Raw genomic sequence first — 18359 nt, 5'->3', positions numbered from 1 at the left:
AGCGCCCCTTCTGCACGCTGGTTGAGCGACCGTTCCCCAGGCTTGTTTGAGCGACTCTTCCCAGGCCTGTTGAGCGAGCGGAGCGAGTCGAAACCCTCCCGACCCCGCACCCCGGCCCGCGACCGCCGCCCGAACCGCTCCCGGTAGACTCAACCGGCATGTCACAGGCCGCACGCGCGCCCCGCCGGATCGGCGTGATGGGCGGGACGTTCGATCCGATCCACAACGGGCACCTCGTCGCGGGCAGCGAAGTGGCCCACCGCTTCGGACTCGACGAGGTGGTCTTCGTCCCGACGGGCCGACCGTGGCAGAAGGAGGGCGACCACGCGCCCGACCCGTCGCGGCTGGTCTCGCCCGCCGAGCACCGGTACCTGATGACTGTCATCGCCACCGCCTCCAACCCGCGGTTCACGGTGAGTCGGGTGGACGTGGATCGCGAAGGCGTGACGTATACCGTCGACACCCTCCGCGACCTCCGGAAGACCTATCCGGACGACGAACTGTACTTCATCACCGGTGCGGACGCCTTGGAGACGATTCTCTCCTGGCATGATTGGGAAGACCTCTTCGAGCTCGCGAACTTCATCGGAGTCTCGCGACCCGGATACGAACTGAATGCCACACATCTGATGGAGCATCTGGCGGCCAAACCGGCCGATGCCCTGCAGATGCTGGAGATCCCCGCGCTGGCGATCTCCTCGACCGATTGCCGTGCACGCGCCGCCGCGGGACGCCCGGTCTGGTACCTGGTACCGGACGGAGTGGTCCAGTACATCGCCAAGCACGGTTTGTACCGAAAGGACCTCGCGTGACCGCTTCTCCCGAAGCCCGCCAGATGGTGACGATCGCGGCTCTGGCCGCCGCCGACAAGGTGGCGACCGACATCGTCGCCCTCGACGTCTCCGACACGCTCGTCATCACCGACGCCTTCTTCATCGCGTCTGCGGACAACGAACGGCAGGTTAACTCGATCGTCGAAGAGATCGAGGACAAGCTGCGCGAAGCCGGATACAAGGCGTTGCGCCGGGAGGGGACGCGTGAGGGCCGTTGGGCGCTGCTCGACTACGGCGATCTCGTCGTGCACGTCCAGCACGACGACGAGCGCGACTTCTACGGGCTCGAACGGCTCTGGAAGGACTGCCCGGCGATCGAGATCGACGGCATCGAGCCGCCGTCGCGCGATCGCGCCGCCGACGACGACGGCGAACCCTCCGGCGCAGAATCCGCGACGGGCGAATGAGAAGTGAACCCGACGCCGGCGACACCAGTGTCGAACGGCTGACTCCGATCGTCCGCAGGCTGATCCTGCTGCGCCACGGACAGACCGAGTACAACGCGGGACGGCGGATGCAGGGTCAACTCGACACCGAGCTGTCGCCGGTCGGGGTGGCGCAGGCGGCTGTCGCCGGCCGGGCCCTCGCCACTCGTGGACCCCGGCTGATCCGCTCCTCCGACCTGCGCCGCGCCTACGACACGGCGCTCGCGCTGGCCGCGGTGACCGGCCAGGAGGTGGAGACCGACGTCCGGTTGCGGGAGACGCATCTGGGCGACTGGCAGGGTATGACCCACACCGAGGTGGACACCGTCGCGCCCGGTGCGCGCAGGCACTGGCGCGACGACGCCCACTGGGCGCCGCCGAACGGTGAGTCACGCGTCGAGGTGGCGGGCAGGTCGGTCCCGGTGGTCACCGAACTCGTCGACCGTCTCGACGACTGGGGGCAGGGCGAGAACGCCGAGGCGCCGGTGGTTCTGGTGGCGCACGGCGGGGTGATCGCCGCGCTGACCGCGGGTCTGCTCGGGCTGCCGGTGGAGAACTGGCCCATTTTCGGAGGCCTCGCCAACACCAGCTGGGTGCAGTTGTCCGGCCACGCCCTGCCGGGTGAGGAACCGGTGTGGCGTCTGGACGTCTGGAACGCCTCCGCGGAGTCGGCCGAGAGCACGGTGCAGTAGACCGCTATGGGTTCGATCATGGTGCTGGGCGACTCCCTGTCCTTCTACGGAGCCACTGGAGGGCTCGCCGCCGACGATCCGCGGATCTGGCCCAACCTGGTGGGTGCGGACACCGGCCGCGACGTCGAACTCTTCGCGCGTATCGGCTGGACCAGCCGCGACATCTGGTGGGCGATCACGCAGGACCCGCGGGTGTGGGCCGCGGTGCCGGAAGCCGAGGTCCTCGTGCTGGCGTTCGGCGGGATGGACTCGCTGCCGTCGCCGCTGCCGACCGCGCTGCGCGAGCAGATCCGATACGTGCGGCCGGCGAAGCTACGCCAGGCGGTGCGCGGCGCCTACGGCTGGCTGCAGCCCCGGTTGTCGCCGATCGGCTGGCCCATGGCCATTCCGCCGGCGGAGACCGCACGCTACTTCGAAAAGATCCGGGGTGCGCTCGCGCACCTGCGTCCGGATCTGCCGGTCGTCGTCGCGCTGCCTCCGACCCACGACAGCCCGTACTACGGAAACGTCCACCCGGGCCGGATCCCGACCACGGCCGCGATCAGCGAGTGGGCGCGACGCCACCGACTGCCGACCGTGGACTTCTATCCGGTGACGGCGGAGGCGTTCGCCGACCCGGCGGTCGAGATGAACCCGGACGGCATCCACTGGGGATTCGAGGCCCACCGACGGATCGCCGCGCTCATGACGCCCGCGGTCCGCGCCGTTCTCGGCTGACTCACCGTCGAATCACCCAAACCGACCGGCTACCGTGTAGGGGTGCCAGTCGTCGTCGTCACCGATTCGTCCTCGCGGTTGCCCGCGACACTCCTCGACGAGCACAGGATCGGCCAGGTGCCGCTGTACTTGCACACCGAGGACGGTGCCCAGTACGCCGAAGGCGTCGACGAGATCCCGCCCGACGTCATCGGCTCCCAGAAGGTCACCACGTCCGGTGCCAACCTCGGCGATCTCAAGCGCGCGTACGCGCAGGCGTGGGAGGCCAGCGAGGGCGACGGGGTGGTGGCCGTGCACATCTCGCGCAGGCTGTCGGGCACGTGGGGCGCCGCGCGTCTGGCGGCGGACCAGACCGACGGTGAGGTCCGCGTCGTCGACTCGCGCTCGGTCGGGATCTCGCTCGGCCTGACGACGATGGCCGCGGTTCAGGCGGCCGAGAACGGCGCGTCTCGGGACGAGGTGTACGAGGCCGCGGTCCGGGCGGCCGCGACGGCCGAATCACTGCTCTGCGTGCAGGGGCTGGACAATCTGCGGCGCAGCGGCCGGATCAGCGCCGCCGGACACCTGCTCGGTTCGGCGTTGGCGATCAAGCCGATCCTGCACATGTCCGACGGGCTCCTGACGCTGCGCGAACGGCATCGCACGTCCACCAAGGCGGTCGCGAAGATGCTCGACGCCGCCGTGGAACTCGCGGGCGACGACGCCGTGACAGTCGGGATCCAGCATTGTCAGAACCCCGACCTGGCGACCGAGGTGCTCGCGCAGATCAGCAGGCGGCTGGAGAACATCACCTCCACCATCGTCGTCGATCTCGGCGCCGTGCTCGGCAGCCACGTGGGGCCGGGGGCGGTCGGCATCAGCCTCGGACACGGACTGGGGCCCCTGCGCTGATCACGCGCCGTAGTCGGGCAGATCGATGCCGTCGGCCTTGGCGAACTGGCCGGCGAGCAACGACCGCATCGGCCACTTGTTCATCGACCAGTAGGAGAAGCGGCTCAGGGCGACGGCCGCACGGCTCGACGGCGCGTATCCTGATGCGCCGCCGGGCGGCAGCTGCTGAGTACGCGCGATGAACGGCCGCATCACCGCCTGGTACTCGGTGAGCGCGGGCGCGACCTCGCCGCCGGAACGCCCGAGCTCACCGGCCAGGACGTATGCCCCGACCAGAGCCAGGGTGGTGCCCAGACCCGTCAGCGGTGTCGGGCAGTAACCGGCGTCGCCGACCAGCGCCACCCGCCCGGAGGCGAAACGCTCCATCCGCACCTGAGCGAGATCGGCGTACGCCCAGTCGGTCGCCGAGCGCATCTGCTCGAGCAATCGGGGCGCCACCCATCCGACGCCGTCGAACGCTTCCTCGAGCATGCGCCACTGGCTCTCGCGGTCGTGCAGCGGCTCCGGGTCGCTTCCGCGGACGGCGAGCGAGGCCTTGACCGTCCCGTCGACGCGTGACGGGCGGGCCGACACCACTCGGCCGCCGCGGCTGTTGTGCATCAGATACCAGCCGTCGAGCGGCTGATCGATGGTCGCCGTGAACCAGGCGTACCGCAGCCCGATCGGCCGCAGATGGCGGTCGTCGGGGCCGAAGGCGGCGCGGCGCACCGCGGACCTCAGCCCGTCGGCACCGACGACCAGGTCGAACGAGCGGTCTGGGGCGCGCTCGAAGGAGACGGTCACCGAGCCGGTGTGCTGTTCGATGGCGCGTACCGAGTCGTCCCACAGGTACTCGACGGACTCCGGCACGGCCCCGACGAGCACCTCGGCGAGATCGCCGCGCAGGATCTCGTGAGTCGAGACGATGCCGTTGCCGCCGAAGGCTTCCACGGGCAGTTCGCTGCGTCGTCGGCCGCGGGCGTCGACCGTCGCGATCCCGCGCTGGTCGAGCAGTCGTGCGTCGGTGGCCGGCGTCAGTCCCATTCGGTCGATCACGGTCCGTCCTGCCCCGCGCAGATCGACGGTCTGGCCGCCGGGGCGGAGCCGGGGAGCCCGTTCGACCACGGTGACCCGGTGCCCCTGCCGGGCCAGGAGCAGAGCGGATGCGGGGCCGGCGATCGATGCGCCGCTGATGAGGATCTCCAACTTCTTCATGGTGCGACCGTACGCCGTATCGAGTGCACTGAGATACGGTGTTCACGTGTACTTTTCGTAAAAGTGCACTAGAGCACTGGGGAAGGGCGGTCAGATGAGCCGAGCGGAGCAGATCGCGGACGAGCTGCGAATGCGGATCGTCACCGGGCGATTGCGCCCGGGCGACGCCGTCCCATCCACTCGGGCGATCATGCGCGACCACAACGTGGCGATGGCGACGGCGAGCCGCGTGCTCTCGCTGCTGCAGGCGGACGGTCTGATCGAGTCGGTGCCCGGACGGGGCAGCGTGGTGCTCGCACCGGACGGCGGCGACCCCGCCGTGCTGACTGCGGACGGCGTGGTGAGCGCGGCCGTCGCGATCGCCGACGCCGAGTCGCTCGCCGCGGTGTCGATGCGACGGCTGGCCTCGGCGCTCGAGATTCCGACGATGGCCGTCTATCGGTACGTGCCGAGCCGGGAACAACTCGAGTTCGCGATGGTGGACCGGGTCCTCGGCGAAGTGCGGGCACCGAACGCGTCGGGACAGTGGCGCGCCGATCTGGAGGCGGCCGCGACGTCGATGTGGGCGACGATGGTCCGTCACCCGTGGCTGGCGGGCGCGCTCTCGATGACCCGGCCCGCGGCCATGCCCCAGGCGATGCCGCTCGCCGAATCGATGCTGTCCGCGCTCCACGCCGCCGGACTCGATCCGGTGCAGGCGTTCACCGACTATCTCGGCCTGCTGAATCTGATCCGGGCGGTGGGTCTGACTCTCGAGCCGGAGCTGGCCGACGCCGCGGAGACGGGGATGAGCAACGACGAGTGGATGGACACCCAGGTGGCGGAGCTGCGCAGACTGACGCCACCGGATCGGTTCCCGAACATGCGCCGGATCATGGAGGTGGGGTACCCGTACGATCCCGAGGTGCTGTTGACGTCGGCGCTGCGGAGATTCCTCGACGGCATCGAGTCGTCCGTGAGCTGAGCGGGCTCGACGCGTGCGCCGCGTCTGTGGAGTTCGGCGAAGCGGTCCACAGATGACCGGGATCGCCGGATCGGCACCGCCGCGCGGCGGGCGCGCTGCCTACTCTTCCCGGCATGGGGAGGAACAAGCGGGTGGCCCGCGACCGCGCAACCGGGGCCGATCCACTGGCACGCCTGGCGGGGCCGGCCTCGCGGGCCGACACGCCGTGGGGTGTCACGGGCATGCCGAACTGGCTCGATACGCCCCAGGGCCGACGGGCGTGGTCGCAGCGGGCTGAATTCGACTGTCTCTCGGATGAACCGGAGGACGAGGACGGCGCCGACCGCCCCGACGACTACGAGCAGGAAGGCTATGAGCCGGAAGGCTACGAGCAGGAAGGTTATGAGCCGGAGCGCTACGAGCCGGCGGGCATCGAGTCGCTCGGTGACGGCGACCGATCCCGGCACGGTGACGACGAGGAGCCGTGGGACGACGAGTGGGATGCGCCGCGTCGCCGGTTCACGATGCTGCCGCCGGCCGCGATCGGCCTGATCGTCGTCGGTCTGGTGGCGTGTGCGATCGCCGGGTACTCACTGCTGAAACAGAATGAGCCGACGGCGCCGCTGGTGGCCTTCGAGTCGAGCGCCGGCCCGCGCGCGCCGGCGGCCGCATCCGGCGGCGAGTCCGCGTCGGTACCGCCGCCGTCGTCTCCGCGGATCGTGGTGAGCGTCGTGGGTCTGGTCAATCGGCCGGGTCTGGTGGAACTGACCGGTGCGGCGCGAGTGGCGGACGCGCTGAAGCGAGCAGGCGGGGCCCGGCCCGGCGCCGATCTGCTGAGCCTGAACATGGCGCAGCCGCTGCACGACGGAGACCAGATCCTCATCGGCAGGGGCGGGGAGGAGGCGACGGTCCGCAGCGCGGTGGTGGCGGCGGGTTCGGCGCCGGCGGGGGAGTCGCCATCGGTTCCCGGCGGCAGTGCGCCGGCGGCGGGCACCGGCCTCGTCGATCTGAATACGGCCACCGCCGAGCAATTGGACGCGCTGCCCGGAGTGGGCCCGGTGACGGCAGCCTCGATTCTGGCCTGGCGGCAGGCTCACGGCCGGTTCGACTCGGTTGACCGGCTCGCGGAGGTGGACGGCATCGGACCGGGCAGGCTGGCCAAGCTCAAGCCACTGGTGACGGTCGGTTAGCGAGGTGCGCACGTCCGACCTGCGGCTCGCGGCACCCGCCGCGGGATGCTGGGCGGCCGCGGCGACGGCGCTCGCGGCGCCGGTCGCGGTGAGCGCGTCGATAAGCGCCGGATTCGGGGCTGCCGGAATCGCCGCAGCGGTGTGGAGCAGGCGGAACGCGGGCCTGCGTCGCGCGATCGGCGTCTCGGCCGCAGCGGCGTGCGGATTGATCGCGGCGTCCACTCTGGCCGTCGTCCTGCGAGTGATCGCCGTCGACTCCGCACCGATCCGAACCGCTGAGGGCAAGCCGACCGTCGAGGTGGAGACCACCGGCGACCCGGTGTTCCTCACCGGCGGACGCATGCGCGTTCCGGTCACCGTCCGTGCGCTGAGCGGCCTCCGCCAGCGACCGGTCGCGGCACAGCTGACCGCGCCGGTGGACGGCCCGGATGTGCTGCCCGGCGAGCGGTACCGCGTACGAGTCCGCGTCCGGCCACCGCGTGACCGTGCGGCCGACCGGTTGCAGGCCGCGCAGTTGACCGCGACCGGTCCGATGACCGGGCTGCGGGGACCGCCGTGGTGGCAGCGCGCTGCCGGTACCGTCCGGGAGCGGTTGCGAGATGTCTCGCTGCGGGCCTTGCCCGAGCGGTCGGCGGGATTGCTGCCGGGACTCGTCCTCGGCGATGTGAGCGGACTCGACGAACGCACGGCCGCCGACTTCCGGGCCGCCGGTCTGGCACATCTCATTGCTGTCTCCGGTCTGATTGTCCGATAGGGGTTGTATACCGTGAGCATGCGCGCGATCATCTATTGCCGAGTCTCCTCCGACACCAGCGGACACGGCAAATCCGTCTCCGAACAGGAGAAAGAGTGCCGCGCCGTCGCCGCCCGTGAAGGCTGGACCGTCGCCGAAGTCCTCACCGACAACGACATCGGCGCCTCCCGCTACTCCCGAGGCCAACGCACCGCCTACGCCCGCCTCGACTCAATCCTCCAACCCGGAGACGTCCTCGTCACCTGGGAAGCGTCCCGCGCACAACGCGACCTCCGCGCCTACATCGACCTCCGAGACCTCTGCTCACGCCGCCGCGTTCTCTGGTCCTACTCCGGCCGCACCTACGACCTCGCATCCGGCGACGACCGCTTCACCACCGGCCTCGACGCACTCCTCGCCGAGAAAGAAGTCGAGCAGACTCGGGAACGAATCATGAGGTCGATGCGCGCCAACCGCGAGGCCGGCCGACCACACGGGAAGCTCGCATACGGGTACCGCATTCTCCGCGACCCTGACACCGGCCAATCCATCACCCGTGTACCAGATCCGGAAACTGCGCCCCACGTGCGCGAGATCGTGCGGCGACTCATCGCCGGGGACAGCATCTACAGCATCTGCCGTGACTTCAACGAACGTGGTATCCCCGCGCCGCGCCCCAAGCGGGATGGGACGCCGGGGCAGTGGATTTCGCAGACGTTCCGCGCGATCGCCAAGAACCCCACCTACGCGGGTTTGCTGACTCATCGGGGGAAGATCGTTGGGAAGGGCGTGTGGGAACCTCTCGTGTCAGTGGAGGACCATGAGCGGGTAATCGCGATCCTGAGCGATCCGTCGAGGGTGACTCGTCCAAGGGGGAGTGAGCCGCGGTGGCTGCTGAGCGGAATCGCCTTGTGCGGTCACTGCGGCAGTCCGATGATTCGCATCAAGAACCGCGGATACGACTCGTACATGTGCCGAGGTTCTCAGCCGACTGTCGGTGGTGGACGATTCTGTGTGTCCCGTGTCATCCACCGGGTCGATCCGTTCGTGTCTGAGGCTGTCGTCAGGCGTCTCGAGGGGCAGGATTTGGTGCAGAATCTCGCGGCCTCTGATACGGGGTATGCGGAGGCTGCTGGTGAGGTGCGGGCGCTCAGGCAGCGGCTCGACGGTTTCACGGATGCGGCAGCCGAAGGTGATTTGTCTCCGGCGGCGTTGGCGCGGATTGAGGCGAGGCTTCTGCCGCAGATTGAGGCGGCGGAGCAGCGTGCCCGGTCGATGGTGTCGTCGCCGTTGGTGGCATCGATGATGGGTGCGGGTGCCCGTCAGCGGTGGGAGGCGCTTGATGTTCGTGATCGCCGTGATTTGGTGCGGTCGATTGTGGACGTCCGGATCTGGCGGATTGGTGGTGGTCGCCGCTCGTATCCTGACGGTGAGGGTATCGAGCTTATCTGGCGGTGATCCGCCGCAACCTGTTGATGACGACGGGCGCGTAGGCGATCGCTTCGGGGTCGTCGAGGAGTCTCCCGAGTCGTTGCCAGTAGCGGGTGACGCTGAGCCCGAGTTCGGTGCGGACAGCGGTGTACGTGGTGCCCGCTTGAGTCGTGAGTCGTTCATCGCGAAGCCCTTGACGAGGTACTCGCGCAGGACGGTTGAAGCCCAGAGCCTGAACTCGACACCGAGAGGACCGCGGATGCGGTAGCCGACAGCCAGGATCATGTCGAGGCTGTAGTGGTTAATCGACCTGTCATGACCAGGCTATTTCAAGAGTTTCTTGAAAGTAGCCTCGGCGTTCAGTTCACCCTCTAGCGTCACCGCCAGAATGTGTGAGGAGATGGCTTGGGTCGTGACTCCGAAGAGGGTCGCCATAGCGTGGGCACCGCGGTCTCGATAGATGCGTGCCGCGAAGTCGAGCAGTGTGCGGTCGTCGTCGGTCATGCGATTCGCCATTCGTCGGTGGCGAGGTCGAGCTGGCGGCGTTCGTGCAGGTCGAGGTGCCGCATGCGGAGCGCGAGCGTGTAGTCGTCGACCCATAGTGCGATCGCCGGGTCGGGTTCGTGCTGGGCGGCGATGATCTCCTCGATGGGGAGTAGTCGGCGTGCGGCGGTGAGGTGTACGGCGCGTTCGCGCTTCTGGAGGTGCCAGCGGGAGCAGGCGATGCCGTCGTCGCCTCGCTCGCAGTGCACGATTTCGTGGGCGAGGACGACGCGGCGTTCGCGTTGGGAGAGGCCGGCGCGGATCTGGATGAGTCCGGCGGCGTAGGTGCCTCGGGGTCTGAGGCCGGGGACGAACTCGATGGTGATTCCGAGGTCTCGCGCGTGTCGCCATGGGTGGTACATACCGGTCACCCAATCACGAGCATCTGACAGAAACCGTCCTGACCAGGAACTACATGCGTGTCATTCGCGAAGGCTCAGGTAGAGCCGGTCCGTTCCTTCGATCGCGCGGAATCCTTGGCTGGTGTACCACTCGCGCAGTTTGTCGCGTCCATCCATGGGGTCCACGACGACGTGCACTCCACCGATGAGGTCCATGGCTTCGCCGGACACGATAAGGGCGTCGGCAAGCAGTTCTACGCCGAGCCCTAATCCGCGCAGGCTTCGGTCGAGTGCGAACTTTCCGATGAGCACACCCGGCACCTCTTTGCCCTGGAATGACTTCGGCTTGATGATCGAGAAGATTCCGGAATCATCTTCGCGCGTGATTGTCGGCAGCAGCGTGAAGTAGCCTACGACCAGCTCGTCACTGTCATCCGTCCATACATGGGTGGCAGATCTGCCGCAGTCCTGATCCTTCAGCGCTTGGGTCTGAGCCCACTTATCAAGGTGCGGTTCACCGCAATCGAACCAGTCGAATGAATGTTGGTCGGTGAGCCGCGTAGCGGTGTAGTTCAACTCGCCTTGCGAACCTGACGGCGGGTGGTGATGGCTGCCTGAAGCTGGGTCGTCGGACGAGCGGGACGCTCCATCATGCGCTGAATCGTGCCCGCGCTCACGCGCGTGACATCCACATGCCGCGACTGGCGGCGGTTGACGATACCCATGGCAACCATCCTAAACCAACAGTTGTACAAGGTTCTCGCAGGTTGACAAATGTCACGTCATTCCTGTGGTTCCTCACCCTGCTCGTCCTGTAGTCGCCGTGCCCGTTCAGACTCGCTCTCGCCCTCGCCGTCGTAGGCCGCGCCCGGCAGTTCGACGATGGGGTCCTTCGAGAAGTCGCGTCCGCGTCGAGTCAGGCGGCTTGAATCGTCCGGCCTCAAGTCCCGGACGTTGTTCTTCTCGCCTTCGCGCGTTTCGCGCGGTGTTCCCGAGGCCGGCGGACGATCAGCGTCAGAGGCAGGTTGGTCGGTGTCATGGCGGTCCCTCGCATCCAGGAGCGCGCGGACTACTCGCCGCACGACGTCGCGCTCCGTGTCATTCAGCCGCCCCGCGTCGTCGGGGAGGATGAACGGATCGATCTCGACCGCCGGTTCACCGCGCAGCTCCCGCACTTTCGACGCCTTCACGCCCAACGCGTCCGCCACCTTCTGGATGGCCTGATCGGTTGTGCCTCCGCCCCGGACAAGTCGGTGCGTCCGCGTAGGCGTCAGTCCTGCGCGTGCTGCGAGCGGACGGTACCCGAACTCGATGCCAGCCCGGTCGAAGTAGGGCCGCCACCGCTCGGGTGGGAGGTTCGATTCGCTCACGGGTGACACCATGCCTCTCGTAGGTCGTGTTCGAACAGTCCTCGCCTAGCGCCATTCGCTAGGAACAACACGCATGTAATTGCTGGTCAATCGACGTACCTGCACATTCTTTCAGATAGCGGGTTGCATTCGTCCGCTAGACGTGTAACGTGTATCGCGTAACGCAGAACAGGAAAGGAGATCGGATGAACGCCACCTCGCGCGACTTCTACGCAGACTGCGATCGCGAGATGCTGCTGCGTGCCATGATCCGCAGCGGCTTCACGCACGAGGAACTGGCGGACGAGTCGAGCGCTCAGCTCCGGAAGATCGCTCGATCCGAGCGGCGCAAGGGTCGCGGTGATCGAGTCCCGACGTCGAACTCGCGACAGCTGATCGGTCAGCTGTGCAGCGGTGCGGCGAAGTCCACGAACGAACTCCGTGCCATCGCCATCGAAAGGGCGCTCGGCATGGACGACGGGTCCATCTTCGTACCGAAGGTGTATCGCGTCACGCGAGACGCAGCACGTCAATCCGCATAAGAAACGGCCCGCACCTGGGCAAACAGGTACGGGCCACGCAATTCCAAGGAGGAAATATGCATCACCAGGATATCAGCGCACCGACGCTGTTCCGCTACGACGACGCGACGTCACTTCGCCAGGTCGGCACGACCGACGAACCGTGGTTCGTTGCCGCAGACATCGCCGATCCGCTCGGCTACCGCATGGCATCGGACCTCACGCGCCGTCTGGACGCCGACGAGAAGGGTACGCGCTCGGTGCGTACCCCCTCGGGAATCCAGCAGATGACGGTCATCTCCGAGGCGGGCCTGTACGCCGCAATCCTCGGCAGTCGTGTCGAGGGGGCTAAGCGCTTCAAGCGCTGGGTCACCCACGAGCTTCTGCCGACCATTCGTCGGACCGGCAAGTACGAGGCCGACCGCGCCACCGAGCATCAGATCAACGCCGCGATATTCCAGGCCCGCGCGCAGATGGAACTGTGCCAGGCCGCGCAGGGACTCATCCACCCCGATCACCTCGAAGCGAAGGCCCGAGTCATCCTCGCGCGCGGCATGGGCGAGAACGCCGAACTGGACGAGGACAGACGACCGCTCTACTCCAAGGACTTTCTGAAGGAGAAGAACCTCGGCGAGAAGCGCATGAAGTCGATCGCCGGCGTGTTCGGGAAGCGTTGCAAGGCCGCATACATCGAACGCCACGGCGTCGAGCCGGGGAAGTACCCGCTCACCTTGTCGAACGGCCAGACGCGCGACGTCCTCGCGTACACGGAAGCTGACCGCGATCTGCTCGAGCAGGTCTGGACCGACTACTACGCGGACCCGCAGTTGGAGGTTCAGGCGTGAAGACCACCACACCTCGCGAGCAGGACAACGTCCACGACGGAACCATCCTTGTCGTCCAGCAGTTCCCGGACGACGGATGCGTCGCCTTCACCATCCTCGGTCGCCACGACATCGATTCCGACAAGCCATCGATCGTCGTGTTCGACATGGACGACCTCAAAGTCATCGCCGACGAGTACGGACGCATGAAGGAGTTGGGCGCGTGAGCAACCAGATTCGCACCGGCGCGACGATCAAGGCCCTCCGCGAGAAAGACGGTTGGGCTCTCGGGAAGTTCGCTTCGGCGCTCGGCGTATCCCACTCGTACATGTCGAACATCGAGGCCGGGCGCAAGCGCTGCACTCCCGCCTTGGCGCGGTCTATTGCGGACCTCCTGGGCGTTCCGCTCGCCGCGATCACGACCGGACTCGAGAAGGCCGAGATCGCCGAACCCCGGCGTCCCGAACGGACTTTGTCCGTGGCGATGACCCGGGGATTCGAGCGACTGGCCTCAGAATCCGGGCGGGATGGGCTTGGTGATTCCGGTCGCCTCGATCGCATCGATGCGCTCATCGAGTTTCGCGATGGCGATGCAGATCTCGAACGTCATCTGAGCCGCAGTGCCCTCCGGAAACTCCATCTCGCCGAGTTCGTTCTTGACCCCAAACGAGTGCAGGCGTTCGAGGAGTTCCTTACCGATCTGACTCACAGTTCTTCTCCTTGTTCGGTGTGTGGTGCTTCGAGCGTAGGAGAGGCTGATCGGTCGGCGGGCGGGGATGCTCGCCCGTCGACCGTCCAGGCTGACGGCAGAGAGGACGCGTCGTGAGTCTCCCGAAGCCCAACCTTCATCCCACCTCCCCGAAAGGGTTCCGCATGAATCTCCGTAAGTCGATCGTCACTGTGACGGTTTCCGCTGCTGCTCTGCTGTCGCTCGCAGCGTGCCAGTCCGAGGCCCCGCAGGTCTCCACGACTACCGACGTCACCACCACTGCGCCCGCACCGGCTCCGGCCGCTGAGCCCGCCAAGAACGCCGTCGACGACAACTCCGACGTTGTCTTCCTGAAGGTGATCGGTCAGCACGGTCTGCCGCAGACCCAGGAGTCGATCGACGCCGCCAAGTCCATGTGCCGGGCCCTGGACCGCGGTGCCGACCCCGAACAGGTCGCACTGATCGCCTACCGGGGGTTCGACGGCGACATCGACAAGGCCGGTGCACTCCTCGGTGCCGGTGCTGCCGCGTACTGCCCCGAGCATGTCGACGCCCTCACCAGCATCGGGAGCGCCGGAGCATGATCATCACCAACCTGTCGACCAAGCTCCGTGAGGTCGAGGACGCCACCATTCCCGCCGGTGTCTCGCGGCCGACCGCCGCGCTCACCTTCCGCTACGGCAAGTGGACGGCAAGCGTCGACTTCGCCGACCCCGACGAGTACCAGGAGCAGGGCGAGTACAGCGACCGCATCCGCGTGCAGCATTTCGGGTCGGCGATGATCTCGGTCACCAGCACCGACCATCCCGACGTTCTGATCGGCGAGCTCCTCGCCTTCGTCAAGACCGAAACCCCGGTGCCGGCATGAGCGCCCCGACGTACGACACGCGTTGCTTCGACGCCGCATCCGGGCGGGAACTGTACACCGAAGCCGGATACGGGCCGCACGGCCGAGTCGTTCGCCTCATCGAGACGGCAGCGGACGGGCAGACGCTCATCACCGCGCAGATGACTGCACCCGATGCTCGGAAGATCGCCGAGCAGCTCCTGCACTACGCGCACGTCATCACCGATGCCACGACACAGGGGGAGCGGCGATGACTGATCCCGATCGTTGGCCGCTCGCTCCCGGTAACGCGTCCCCCGAAGTGGAGGAGCGCCTCACTGCCGAGGCCGCGCGCTGGCCCGAACCGTCGACCGCGCTCCGCGAGCAGGTCACCGGCATCCTCACCCGCCCCGAACGGCGCACCACCGCCGCATGAACTTCCGGTCCCTGCCCTGAGAGGGGATGGGGCAGGGGCCGGACCTCACCGAAAGGAGCACATGATGCTCACCAACAGCATGATCCTGATCCTCCTCGGCCTGACTGTTTTGGTGTGCGGGGTCGTTGCGGGTCGTCTCGAAGCCGAGGATCCCGATCCGTCTCGTATGCCGCCGCAGTTGCGGTGGGTGATCCGCTGGATCAACCGATGAGCCGCCGTCTGCCGTGCCGGTGCGCTGCCGGCGCCCACAGCTTGGGGCGTCATGAGTCGTTTTGTCCGCGCGTGCAGGGCCGCTCCTGGTGTGAGGACTGCAACCGCGAGTACTGCATCTGCCGCCCCATCACCGTCCACCACCATCCCGGCCCAGATCCGTGGGCTGTCACGAAGGAATCCGCATGACCACCACAGCGAGCGCACTCCGCAAACTCGCCATCCTGTCCGGACTCGACAAGCAAGTGAAGGCCGCTCTCGCTGACGCGAAAGCCGAAGCGGCGAAGGAACTACCTCGCGGAACGATCCACGTTTTCGTCGACGCTGACGATCCGATGTCGGAGTCACTCGGCTATCTGTCTGTGCCGAAGCCGTCTCAGCCGTCACCACAGATCGTCGACGAAACGTTGGCGATGTCGTGGCTCCTCGAGACGTTCGGTGAGGACGGCATGGTCGAAATGCGCCTGTCTTCGCAGGGCCGTACGACCCTCATTGAGGCTGCGAAGCGCGGCCATGTGCCGGGTGTGGAGGTACCGGAGCCGAAGCCGTCTTCTCCGCGGTGGAGACCGTCGGACAACGTTGTCGAGCTGGTGCAGGCGATGTGGCGGCGCGGTGATTTCTCCCTCGATGACCTCGTGCAGCGGGAGGTCGAAGCATGAGCCGACTTACTGAGCAGCAGATCAAGCAACTGTTGCAACCGATCAACCCGAAGCGCGTTCTGAGGGACGGGAAGGGGCACTCGCACGTCTCGCAGCAGGACATTCTCGCTCACCTGACACGCGTGTTCGGGTTCGGGAGCTTCGATATCGATGTTCGCGAGGTGGCGATGGTGTTTGAGATCCCGCGCATGAGTGGCGACGGGAAGCCGTCGAACAGGTACGACGTCTGCTACCGGGCACTTGTCCGGCTGACTGTCCGCACCCCGGACGGGGACACCTTGTGCCGCCTCGACAACGGGTCAACGGCGACAGCACAGAATCAGACGCTCGGCGACGCCCACGACTTGGCGTACAAATCGGCGATCTCCTTGTCGGTGAAGCGATGCGCGATCGCTCTCGGTGACCAGTTCGGCCTGTCGCTCTACAACAAGGGACAGATGACACCGCTGGTGATGGGGACGCTCGTACATTCGCCAGAGGATGCGCCGGCCGATGTGCAGGAGGGTGTCGCGCAGCAGGTGTCACTCGGCAATGACGAGATCGATCGTGAGGTCGACTCGTGACCGAGGTGATGAATCCGGTCGACATCGAGTCTGCGATCCGGGAGGTCGCGAACCGTATCGCGAACGGCGTGAAGGTCTGCTCGGAACGCTACAAGGCGTTCCTCGCCGCCGACCGAGACTTCGACTACGCGTTCGCGCAGGCGTACATGGCGCACGAGGGTGCCGCACACGAGAAGAAGTACGCCGCGACCCTCGCGACCTCCGGTGAACGCGAGGCCCGCGATGTCGCCGACGCCGCCTACAAGTTCGCCGAACGCAAGCATCGCGCACTCCAAGACGAACTCCGCGCCCTCCAATCCGTGGGCGCATCCATCCGATCCATGTACGCGGTCGCCGGCCGCGCAGAAGGAGCCTGATATGGCAAACAGCATCACTCTCAACGGTCGCCTGACCGCCGACCCCGAACTGCGGTTCACGTCGAACGGGAAGCCGGTCGCGACGTTCACGGTCGCCGACGACTACGGGCATCGGGACCGCAACACGAAGGAGTGGGTGAAGGACGGCACCACGTTTCTCTCGGTCGAGGTGTGGGATCACCTGGCTGAGGAGTCCGCAGAGAAGCTGTCGAAGGGTCAGGCGGTTGTCGTGGTCGGGGAGGTCCGACAGCGGCACTACGAGACGAAGGCAGGGGAGAAGCGGTCAGTATTCGAGGTGAAGAACGTGTCGGCTGTCGGACCGCTCCTGAGACGGTACCCACCGAAGGGGTTCCAGTCGTCCCCTCCTCCGCAGTCGCAGGATATGGCTGATCCGTGGGGCGAGGCTCCCGGCCCGAGTTCAGAGCCGCCGTTCTGATGGGGCGCCGAAACACTGGCTTCCCCCAGGAGGTCAAGGAACTAATTTTGGCGCGCTCTGCTGGCATGTGCGAGGTGATGCGGCCGGGGTGCGTGATGCGTGGTTCGGAGATCCACCACCGCATGACTCGCGGTATGGGCTCGGCGAAGGTGTCGGGCATCAATGAGGCATCGAACGGCCTCCTGCTGTGCCATGCGTGCCATAGGTGGATCACTGAGCATCCGAAGTCGTCGTATGAGCGTGGTTGGGCTGTGCGCCGTAATGCGGTGCTGTTGTCGCCGGCTGATGTCGAGGTGTGGTGGCGCTCGTCGAAGTGGCTACTTCTCGACGATGACGGCGGTTTCGAGGTCGTCTCGTCCACCAAACCTGCTGCTGTTTTCCCTCTTTCTCGAAAGGTCTCCGCATGACTATCTTGCCCGTCAGCATCCCTCGTGGTGCTCCTGTCCCTGCCCGCGCTCACGCGCTTGATGCCGGTATCGACCTCTACGCCGCCAAGCGCGTCCACATCGAGCCCGGCTTGGTGACTGTCGTCCCGACCGGCGTCAGGGTCGCGATCCCCGCATGGCATGTCGGGATCATCGCCCTGCGATCGTCGCTCGCCTACGGCCGGTCACTGGCTCTCGCGAACGGTATCGGCGTGATCGACGCCGGATACCGCGGCGAGATCAGCGTCGCGCTCGCCACGTGGGAACCGAACCCCGAACTCATTGACGCAGGGGAGCGGATCGCGCAGCTTCTGATCGTCCCGATTGTCACTCCGGCCGTCGAGCTGGTCGACGATCTCCCGCCGTCTGGTGATGGGCGTGGCACTGATGGTTTCGGATCGAGCGGGAAGTGAAGACGATGACAACCACCGAAGACCTGTACCAGCAGGCGAATGAAACGTATGTCGAGTACACGCGGAGGGCCGCGCTCGCATTGCTCGAACGCGCTGGCCTTCGCGCTGTCGTTGACCTCGTCCTCGCCGCACGCCCCGAACTGAACCTGGCGGCGACAGACGCAGACGCGAGCAATCCCGAGCACCTGCGGTTCGTCAACCGGGTGCTGCGCCGATGCTCCCCGAACCACCTCGCAGTGGATCGCATCTACATCGACCGGATCATCGGCGCGACCGCACAGGCCGCCGATCGCCTCGAAGCCGAGCACCGGGCCGCGCAGGAGAAGGCTGCTGCGGAGGCTGAGCGGGAGAAGCTGATCGAGCAGGCGGCGCGCATCCAGTGCGACGGATGGTATGGCGAGGCGTACTTCGACAGCCTCCCGATAGGCAACAAGGTCCGAGAGCGGTACATCACGGACTGCGGCCTACTCTACGACGCTGGTTGGCGACCCGCCCCGGAGTCGGACGGCGGTGCGGCATGAGTACGGCGGAAGAGCGCACGGCTCACGCAATGGCAGAGATTGAGGCCGCACGACAGGGGCATCGTGTCCCGAACCTCTGGGGCGCGAACCTCCGGTACGCGGACCTCCGGGACGCGGACCTCCGAGGCGCGAACCTCCGGGACGCGAACCTCCGGGGCGCGTACCTCCGGGGCGCGTA

General features: G+C 66.8%; 33 protein-coding genes. 26 read left to right on the top strand and 7 right to left on the bottom strand.

Annotated features, from left to right (window positions below):
• The first annotated feature begins 158 nt into the window (after positions 1-158).
• Genes nadD through Y710_RS06915 form a run of 5 tightly spaced genes read left to right on the top strand, consistent with a single transcriptional unit; the run spans position 159 to position 3558 of the window.
• On the top strand, positions 159-812 hold the full coding sequence (nadD, locus tag Y710_RS06935; RefSeq protein ID WP_006895976.1) for a nicotinate-nucleotide adenylyltransferase: 654 nt from the start codon (positions 159-161) through the stop codon (positions 810-812).
• Positions 809-1240 carry a ribosome silencing factor gene (rsfS, locus tag Y710_RS06930; protein WP_062366934.1) on the top strand — a complete coding sequence of 144 codons (432 nt, stop codon included), beginning with the start codon at positions 809-811 and terminating at the stop codon, positions 1238-1240. Before nadD ends, rsfS begins: the two co-directional genes overlap by 4 nt.
• Positions 1237-1950, top strand: coding sequence for a histidine phosphatase family protein (locus Y710_RS06925; protein ID WP_006895978.1), 714 nt, complete (start codon positions 1237-1239; stop codon positions 1948-1950). Before rsfS ends, Y710_RS06925 begins: the two co-directional genes overlap by 4 nt.
• A 6-nt stretch (positions 1951-1956) precedes the next feature.
• The gene (octT, locus tag Y710_RS06920) at positions 1957-2667 is read left to right on the top strand and encodes a diglucosylglycerate octanoyltransferase (RefSeq protein WP_006895979.1); all 711 of its coding nucleotides are present in this window, start codon (positions 1957-1959) and stop codon (positions 2665-2667) included.
• 42 nt (positions 2668-2709) lie between these two features.
• Positions 2710-3558 carry a DegV family protein gene (locus Y710_RS06915; RefSeq protein WP_045540214.1) on the top strand — a complete coding sequence of 283 codons (849 nt, stop codon included), beginning with the start codon at positions 2710-2712 and terminating at the stop codon, positions 3556-3558.
• Here the strand turns inward: Y710_RS06915 and Y710_RS06910 are convergent, their stop codons facing one another.
• Complete coding sequence (locus Y710_RS06910) at positions 3559-4752, bottom strand: FAD-dependent monooxygenase (RefSeq protein WP_045540213.1); 1194 nt, start codon at positions 4750-4752, stop codon at positions 3559-3561.
• A gap of 94 nt (positions 4753-4846) precedes the next feature.
• Here Y710_RS06910 and Y710_RS06905 point away from each other — a divergent pair, with 94 nt between their 5' ends.
• The 4 genes from Y710_RS06905 to Y710_RS06890 all read left to right on the top strand — a co-directional run bounded on the left by Y710_RS06905 (position 4847) and on the right by Y710_RS06890 (position 9076).
• A complete protein-coding gene (locus Y710_RS06905) occupies positions 4847-5716 on the top strand; it encodes a GntR family transcriptional regulator (protein WP_045540212.1) in 870 nt (289 codons plus the stop codon).
• Positions 5717-5829: 113 nt separating this feature from the next.
• The gene (locus tag Y710_RS06900; protein WP_231875694.1) at positions 5830-6885 is read left to right on the top strand and encodes a helix-hairpin-helix domain-containing protein; all 1056 of its coding nucleotides are present in this window, start codon (positions 5830-5832) and stop codon (positions 6883-6885) included.
• 4 nt (positions 6886-6889) lie between these two features.
• A complete protein-coding gene (locus tag Y710_RS06895) occupies positions 6890-7639 on the top strand; it encodes a ComEC/Rec2 family competence protein (protein ID WP_062366930.1) in 750 nt (249 codons plus the stop codon).
• Between the two features lie 18 nt (positions 7640-7657).
• Positions 7658-9076: a recombinase family protein gene (locus Y710_RS06890; protein ID WP_062367022.1), complete on the top strand. Its 1419-nt coding sequence runs from the start codon at positions 7658-7660 to the stop codon at positions 9074-9076.
• On the opposite strand, the gene Y710_RS18445 is transcribed toward Y710_RS06890, so the two are convergent.
• From Y710_RS18445 to Y710_RS06870, 6 genes are all read right to left on the bottom strand, one after another.
• Positions 9063-9278, bottom strand: coding sequence for a DUF3263 domain-containing protein (locus tag Y710_RS18445; protein WP_082781275.1), 216 nt, complete (start codon positions 9276-9278; stop codon positions 9063-9065). The two genes, Y710_RS06890 and Y710_RS18445, sit on opposite strands and share 14 nt — an antisense overlap.
• 95 nt (positions 9279-9373) lie before the next feature.
• Positions 9374-9553 carry a virulence RhuM family protein gene (locus Y710_RS06885; RefSeq protein ID WP_006895986.1) on the bottom strand — a complete coding sequence of 60 codons (180 nt, stop codon included), beginning with the start codon at positions 9551-9553 and terminating at the stop codon, positions 9374-9376.
• Positions 9550-9954: an ImmA/IrrE family metallo-endopeptidase gene (locus tag Y710_RS06880; protein ID WP_062366928.1), complete on the bottom strand. Its 405-nt coding sequence runs from the start codon at positions 9952-9954 to the stop codon at positions 9550-9552. Before Y710_RS06880 ends, Y710_RS06885 begins: the two co-directional genes overlap by 4 nt.
• Before the next feature lie 60 nt (positions 9955-10014).
• Entirely contained in the window at positions 10015-10509 is a 495-nt protein-coding gene (locus Y710_RS06875) for an N-acetyltransferase (protein WP_062366926.1), read from the bottom strand.
• Positions 10506-10658 carry a hypothetical protein gene (locus tag Y710_RS18725; RefSeq protein WP_156479420.1) on the bottom strand — a complete coding sequence of 51 codons (153 nt, stop codon included), beginning with the start codon at positions 10656-10658 and terminating at the stop codon, positions 10506-10508. The genes Y710_RS06875 and Y710_RS18725 overlap by 4 nt, the downstream gene beginning before the upstream one ends.
• 57 nt (positions 10659-10715) lie before the next feature.
• Positions 10716-11303 (bottom strand): hypothetical protein, encoded by a 588-nt coding sequence (locus Y710_RS06870; RefSeq protein WP_156479419.1) that lies wholly within the window; start codon positions 11301-11303, stop codon positions 10716-10718.
• Positions 11304-11488: 185 nt separating this feature from the next.
• Between Y710_RS06870 and Y710_RS06865 the strand changes: the two genes are divergently transcribed.
• From Y710_RS06865 to Y710_RS06800, 17 genes are all read left to right on the top strand, one after another.
• Positions 11489-11824 carry a hypothetical protein gene (locus Y710_RS06865; protein WP_062366923.1) on the top strand — a complete coding sequence of 112 codons (336 nt, stop codon included), beginning with the start codon at positions 11489-11491 and terminating at the stop codon, positions 11822-11824.
• A 56-nt stretch (positions 11825-11880) separates the two neighbouring features.
• Positions 11881-12648, top strand: a complete 768-nt coding sequence (locus tag Y710_RS19065; RefSeq protein ID WP_082781269.1) for a BRO-N domain-containing protein — start codon at positions 11881-11883, stop codon at positions 12646-12648.
• Positions 12645-12854 (top strand): hypothetical protein, encoded by a 210-nt coding sequence (locus tag Y710_RS19060; RefSeq protein WP_062366921.1) that lies wholly within the window; start codon positions 12645-12647, stop codon positions 12852-12854. The genes Y710_RS19065 and Y710_RS19060 overlap by 4 nt, the downstream gene beginning before the upstream one ends.
• Positions 12851-13453 carry a helix-turn-helix domain-containing protein gene (locus Y710_RS18430; RefSeq protein ID WP_231875693.1) on the top strand — a complete coding sequence of 201 codons (603 nt, stop codon included), beginning with the start codon at positions 12851-12853 and terminating at the stop codon, positions 13451-13453. The genes Y710_RS19060 and Y710_RS18430 overlap by 4 nt, the downstream gene beginning before the upstream one ends.
• A gap of 47 nt (positions 13454-13500) precedes the next feature.
• Complete coding sequence (locus Y710_RS06845; protein ID WP_062366917.1) at positions 13501-13920, top strand: DUF732 domain-containing protein; 420 nt, start codon at positions 13501-13503, stop codon at positions 13918-13920.
• A complete protein-coding gene (locus Y710_RS06840; RefSeq protein WP_062366915.1) occupies positions 13917-14204 on the top strand; it encodes a hypothetical protein in 288 nt (95 codons plus the stop codon). Before Y710_RS06845 ends, Y710_RS06840 begins: the two co-directional genes overlap by 4 nt.
• Positions 14201-14437: a hypothetical protein gene (locus tag Y710_RS06835; protein WP_062366913.1), complete on the top strand. Its 237-nt coding sequence runs from the start codon at positions 14201-14203 to the stop codon at positions 14435-14437. Before Y710_RS06840 ends, Y710_RS06835 begins: the two co-directional genes overlap by 4 nt.
• Positions 14434-14598 carry a hypothetical protein gene (locus Y710_RS18910; protein ID WP_006895997.1) on the top strand — a complete coding sequence of 55 codons (165 nt, stop codon included), beginning with the start codon at positions 14434-14436 and terminating at the stop codon, positions 14596-14598. The genes Y710_RS06835 and Y710_RS18910 overlap by 4 nt, the downstream gene beginning before the upstream one ends.
• 64 nt (positions 14599-14662) lie before the next feature.
• Positions 14663-14809 carry a hypothetical protein gene (locus tag Y710_RS18710; RefSeq protein ID WP_156479418.1) on the top strand — a complete coding sequence of 49 codons (147 nt, stop codon included), beginning with the start codon at positions 14663-14665 and terminating at the stop codon, positions 14807-14809.
• 184 nt (positions 14810-14993) lie between these two features.
• On the top strand, positions 14994-15467 hold the full coding sequence (locus Y710_RS06830; RefSeq protein WP_062366911.1) for a hypothetical protein: 474 nt from the start codon (positions 14994-14996) through the stop codon (positions 15465-15467).
• A complete protein-coding gene (locus Y710_RS06825) occupies positions 15464-16030 on the top strand; it encodes a Rad52/Rad22 family DNA repair protein (protein WP_062366909.1) in 567 nt (188 codons plus the stop codon). The genes Y710_RS06830 and Y710_RS06825 overlap by 4 nt, the downstream gene beginning before the upstream one ends.
• Positions 16027-16386: a hypothetical protein gene (locus tag Y710_RS06820; RefSeq protein WP_062366907.1), complete on the top strand. Its 360-nt coding sequence runs from the start codon at positions 16027-16029 to the stop codon at positions 16384-16386. Before Y710_RS06825 ends, Y710_RS06820 begins: the two co-directional genes overlap by 4 nt.
• A gap of 1 nt (position 16387) precedes the next feature.
• On the top strand, positions 16388-16822 hold the full coding sequence (ssb, locus tag Y710_RS06815; protein WP_062366905.1) for a single-stranded DNA-binding protein: 435 nt from the start codon (positions 16388-16390) through the stop codon (positions 16820-16822).
• Positions 16823-16869: 47 nt separating this feature from the next.
• On the top strand, positions 16870-17229 hold the full coding sequence (locus tag Y710_RS18705; protein ID WP_156479417.1) for an HNH endonuclease: 360 nt from the start codon (positions 16870-16872) through the stop codon (positions 17227-17229).
• Positions 17226-17660: a dUTP diphosphatase gene (dut, locus tag Y710_RS06810; protein ID WP_082781267.1), complete on the top strand. Its 435-nt coding sequence runs from the start codon at positions 17226-17228 to the stop codon at positions 17658-17660. Before Y710_RS18705 ends, dut begins: the two co-directional genes overlap by 4 nt.
• A gap of 5 nt (positions 17661-17665) precedes the next feature.
• Entirely contained in the window at positions 17666-18181 is a 516-nt protein-coding gene (locus Y710_RS06805) for a hypothetical protein (protein WP_156479416.1), read from the top strand.
• A partial coding sequence (locus Y710_RS06800; protein WP_197462917.1) for a pentapeptide repeat-containing protein occupies positions 18178-18359 on the top strand: 182 nt, incomplete at its 3' end. The genes Y710_RS06805 and Y710_RS06800, both read left to right, overlap by 4 nt.

The organism is Gordonia sp. QH-12 (assembly GCF_001578675.1).
Classification (GTDB): Bacteria; Actinomycetota; Actinomycetes; order Mycobacteriales; family Mycobacteriaceae; genus Gordonia; species Gordonia sihwensis.
This window is presented reverse-complemented; position numbering and strand designations above follow the sequence as displayed.

What these genes read in the sequence shown, in the direction of transcription:
- nadD (WP_006895976.1), top strand. Translation starts at nt 159, where the DNA reads ATGTCACAGGCCGCACGCGCGCCCCGCCGGATCGGCGTGATGGGCGGG.
- Y710_RS06925 (WP_006895978.1), top strand. Translation starts at nt 1,237, where the DNA reads ATGAGAAGTGAACCCGACGCCGGCGACACCAGTGTCGAACGGCTGACT.
- octT (WP_006895979.1), top strand. Translation starts at nt 1,957, where the DNA reads ATGGGTTCGATCATGGTGCTGGGCGACTCCCTGTCCTTCTACGGAGCC.
- Y710_RS06910 (WP_045540213.1), bottom strand. Translation starts at nt 4,752, where the DNA reads ATGAAGAAGTTGGAGATCCTCATCAGCGGCGCATCGATCGCCGGCCCC.
- Y710_RS06905 (WP_045540212.1), top strand. Translation starts at nt 4,847, where the DNA reads ATGAGCCGAGCGGAGCAGATCGCGGACGAGCTGCGAATGCGGATCGTC.
- Y710_RS06900 (WP_231875694.1), top strand. Translation starts at nt 5,830, where the DNA reads ATGGGGAGGAACAAGCGGGTGGCCCGCGACCGCGCAACCGGGGCCGAT.
- Y710_RS06890 (WP_062367022.1), top strand. Translation starts at nt 7,658, where the DNA reads ATGCGCGCGATCATCTATTGCCGAGTCTCCTCCGACACCAGCGGACAC.
- Y710_RS06885 (WP_006895986.1), bottom strand. Translation starts at nt 9,553, where the DNA reads ATGACCGACGACGACCGCACACTGCTCGACTTCGCGGCACGCATCTAT.
- Y710_RS06880 (WP_062366928.1), bottom strand. Translation starts at nt 9,954, where the DNA reads ATGTACCACCCATGGCGACACGCGCGAGACCTCGGAATCACCATCGAG.
- Y710_RS18725 (WP_156479420.1), bottom strand. Translation starts at nt 10,658, where the DNA reads ATGGGTATCGTCAACCGCCGCCAGTCGCGGCATGTGGATGTCACGCGC.
- Y710_RS06865 (WP_062366923.1), top strand. Translation starts at nt 11,489, where the DNA reads ATGAACGCCACCTCGCGCGACTTCTACGCAGACTGCGATCGCGAGATG.
- Y710_RS19065 (WP_082781269.1), top strand. Translation starts at nt 11,881, where the DNA reads ATGCATCACCAGGATATCAGCGCACCGACGCTGTTCCGCTACGACGAC.
- Y710_RS06845 (WP_062366917.1), top strand. Translation starts at nt 13,501, where the DNA reads ATGAATCTCCGTAAGTCGATCGTCACTGTGACGGTTTCCGCTGCTGCT.
- Y710_RS06840 (WP_062366915.1), top strand. Translation starts at nt 13,917, where the DNA reads ATGATCATCACCAACCTGTCGACCAAGCTCCGTGAGGTCGAGGACGCC.
- Y710_RS06835 (WP_062366913.1), top strand. Translation starts at nt 14,201, where the DNA reads ATGAGCGCCCCGACGTACGACACGCGTTGCTTCGACGCCGCATCCGGG.
- Y710_RS18910 (WP_006895997.1), top strand. Translation starts at nt 14,434, where the DNA reads ATGACTGATCCCGATCGTTGGCCGCTCGCTCCCGGTAACGCGTCCCCC.
- Y710_RS18710 (WP_156479418.1), top strand. Translation starts at nt 14,663, where the DNA reads ATGCTCACCAACAGCATGATCCTGATCCTCCTCGGCCTGACTGTTTTG.
- Y710_RS06830 (WP_062366911.1), top strand. Translation starts at nt 14,994, where the DNA reads ATGACCACCACAGCGAGCGCACTCCGCAAACTCGCCATCCTGTCCGGA.
- Y710_RS06825 (WP_062366909.1), top strand. Translation starts at nt 15,464, where the DNA reads ATGAGCCGACTTACTGAGCAGCAGATCAAGCAACTGTTGCAACCGATC.
- ssb (WP_062366905.1), top strand. Translation starts at nt 16,388, where the DNA reads ATGGCAAACAGCATCACTCTCAACGGTCGCCTGACCGCCGACCCCGAA.
- dut (WP_082781267.1), top strand. Translation starts at nt 17,226, where the DNA reads ATGACTATCTTGCCCGTCAGCATCCCTCGTGGTGCTCCTGTCCCTGCC.
- Y710_RS06805 (WP_156479416.1), top strand. Translation starts at nt 17,666, where the DNA reads ATGACAACCACCGAAGACCTGTACCAGCAGGCGAATGAAACGTATGTC.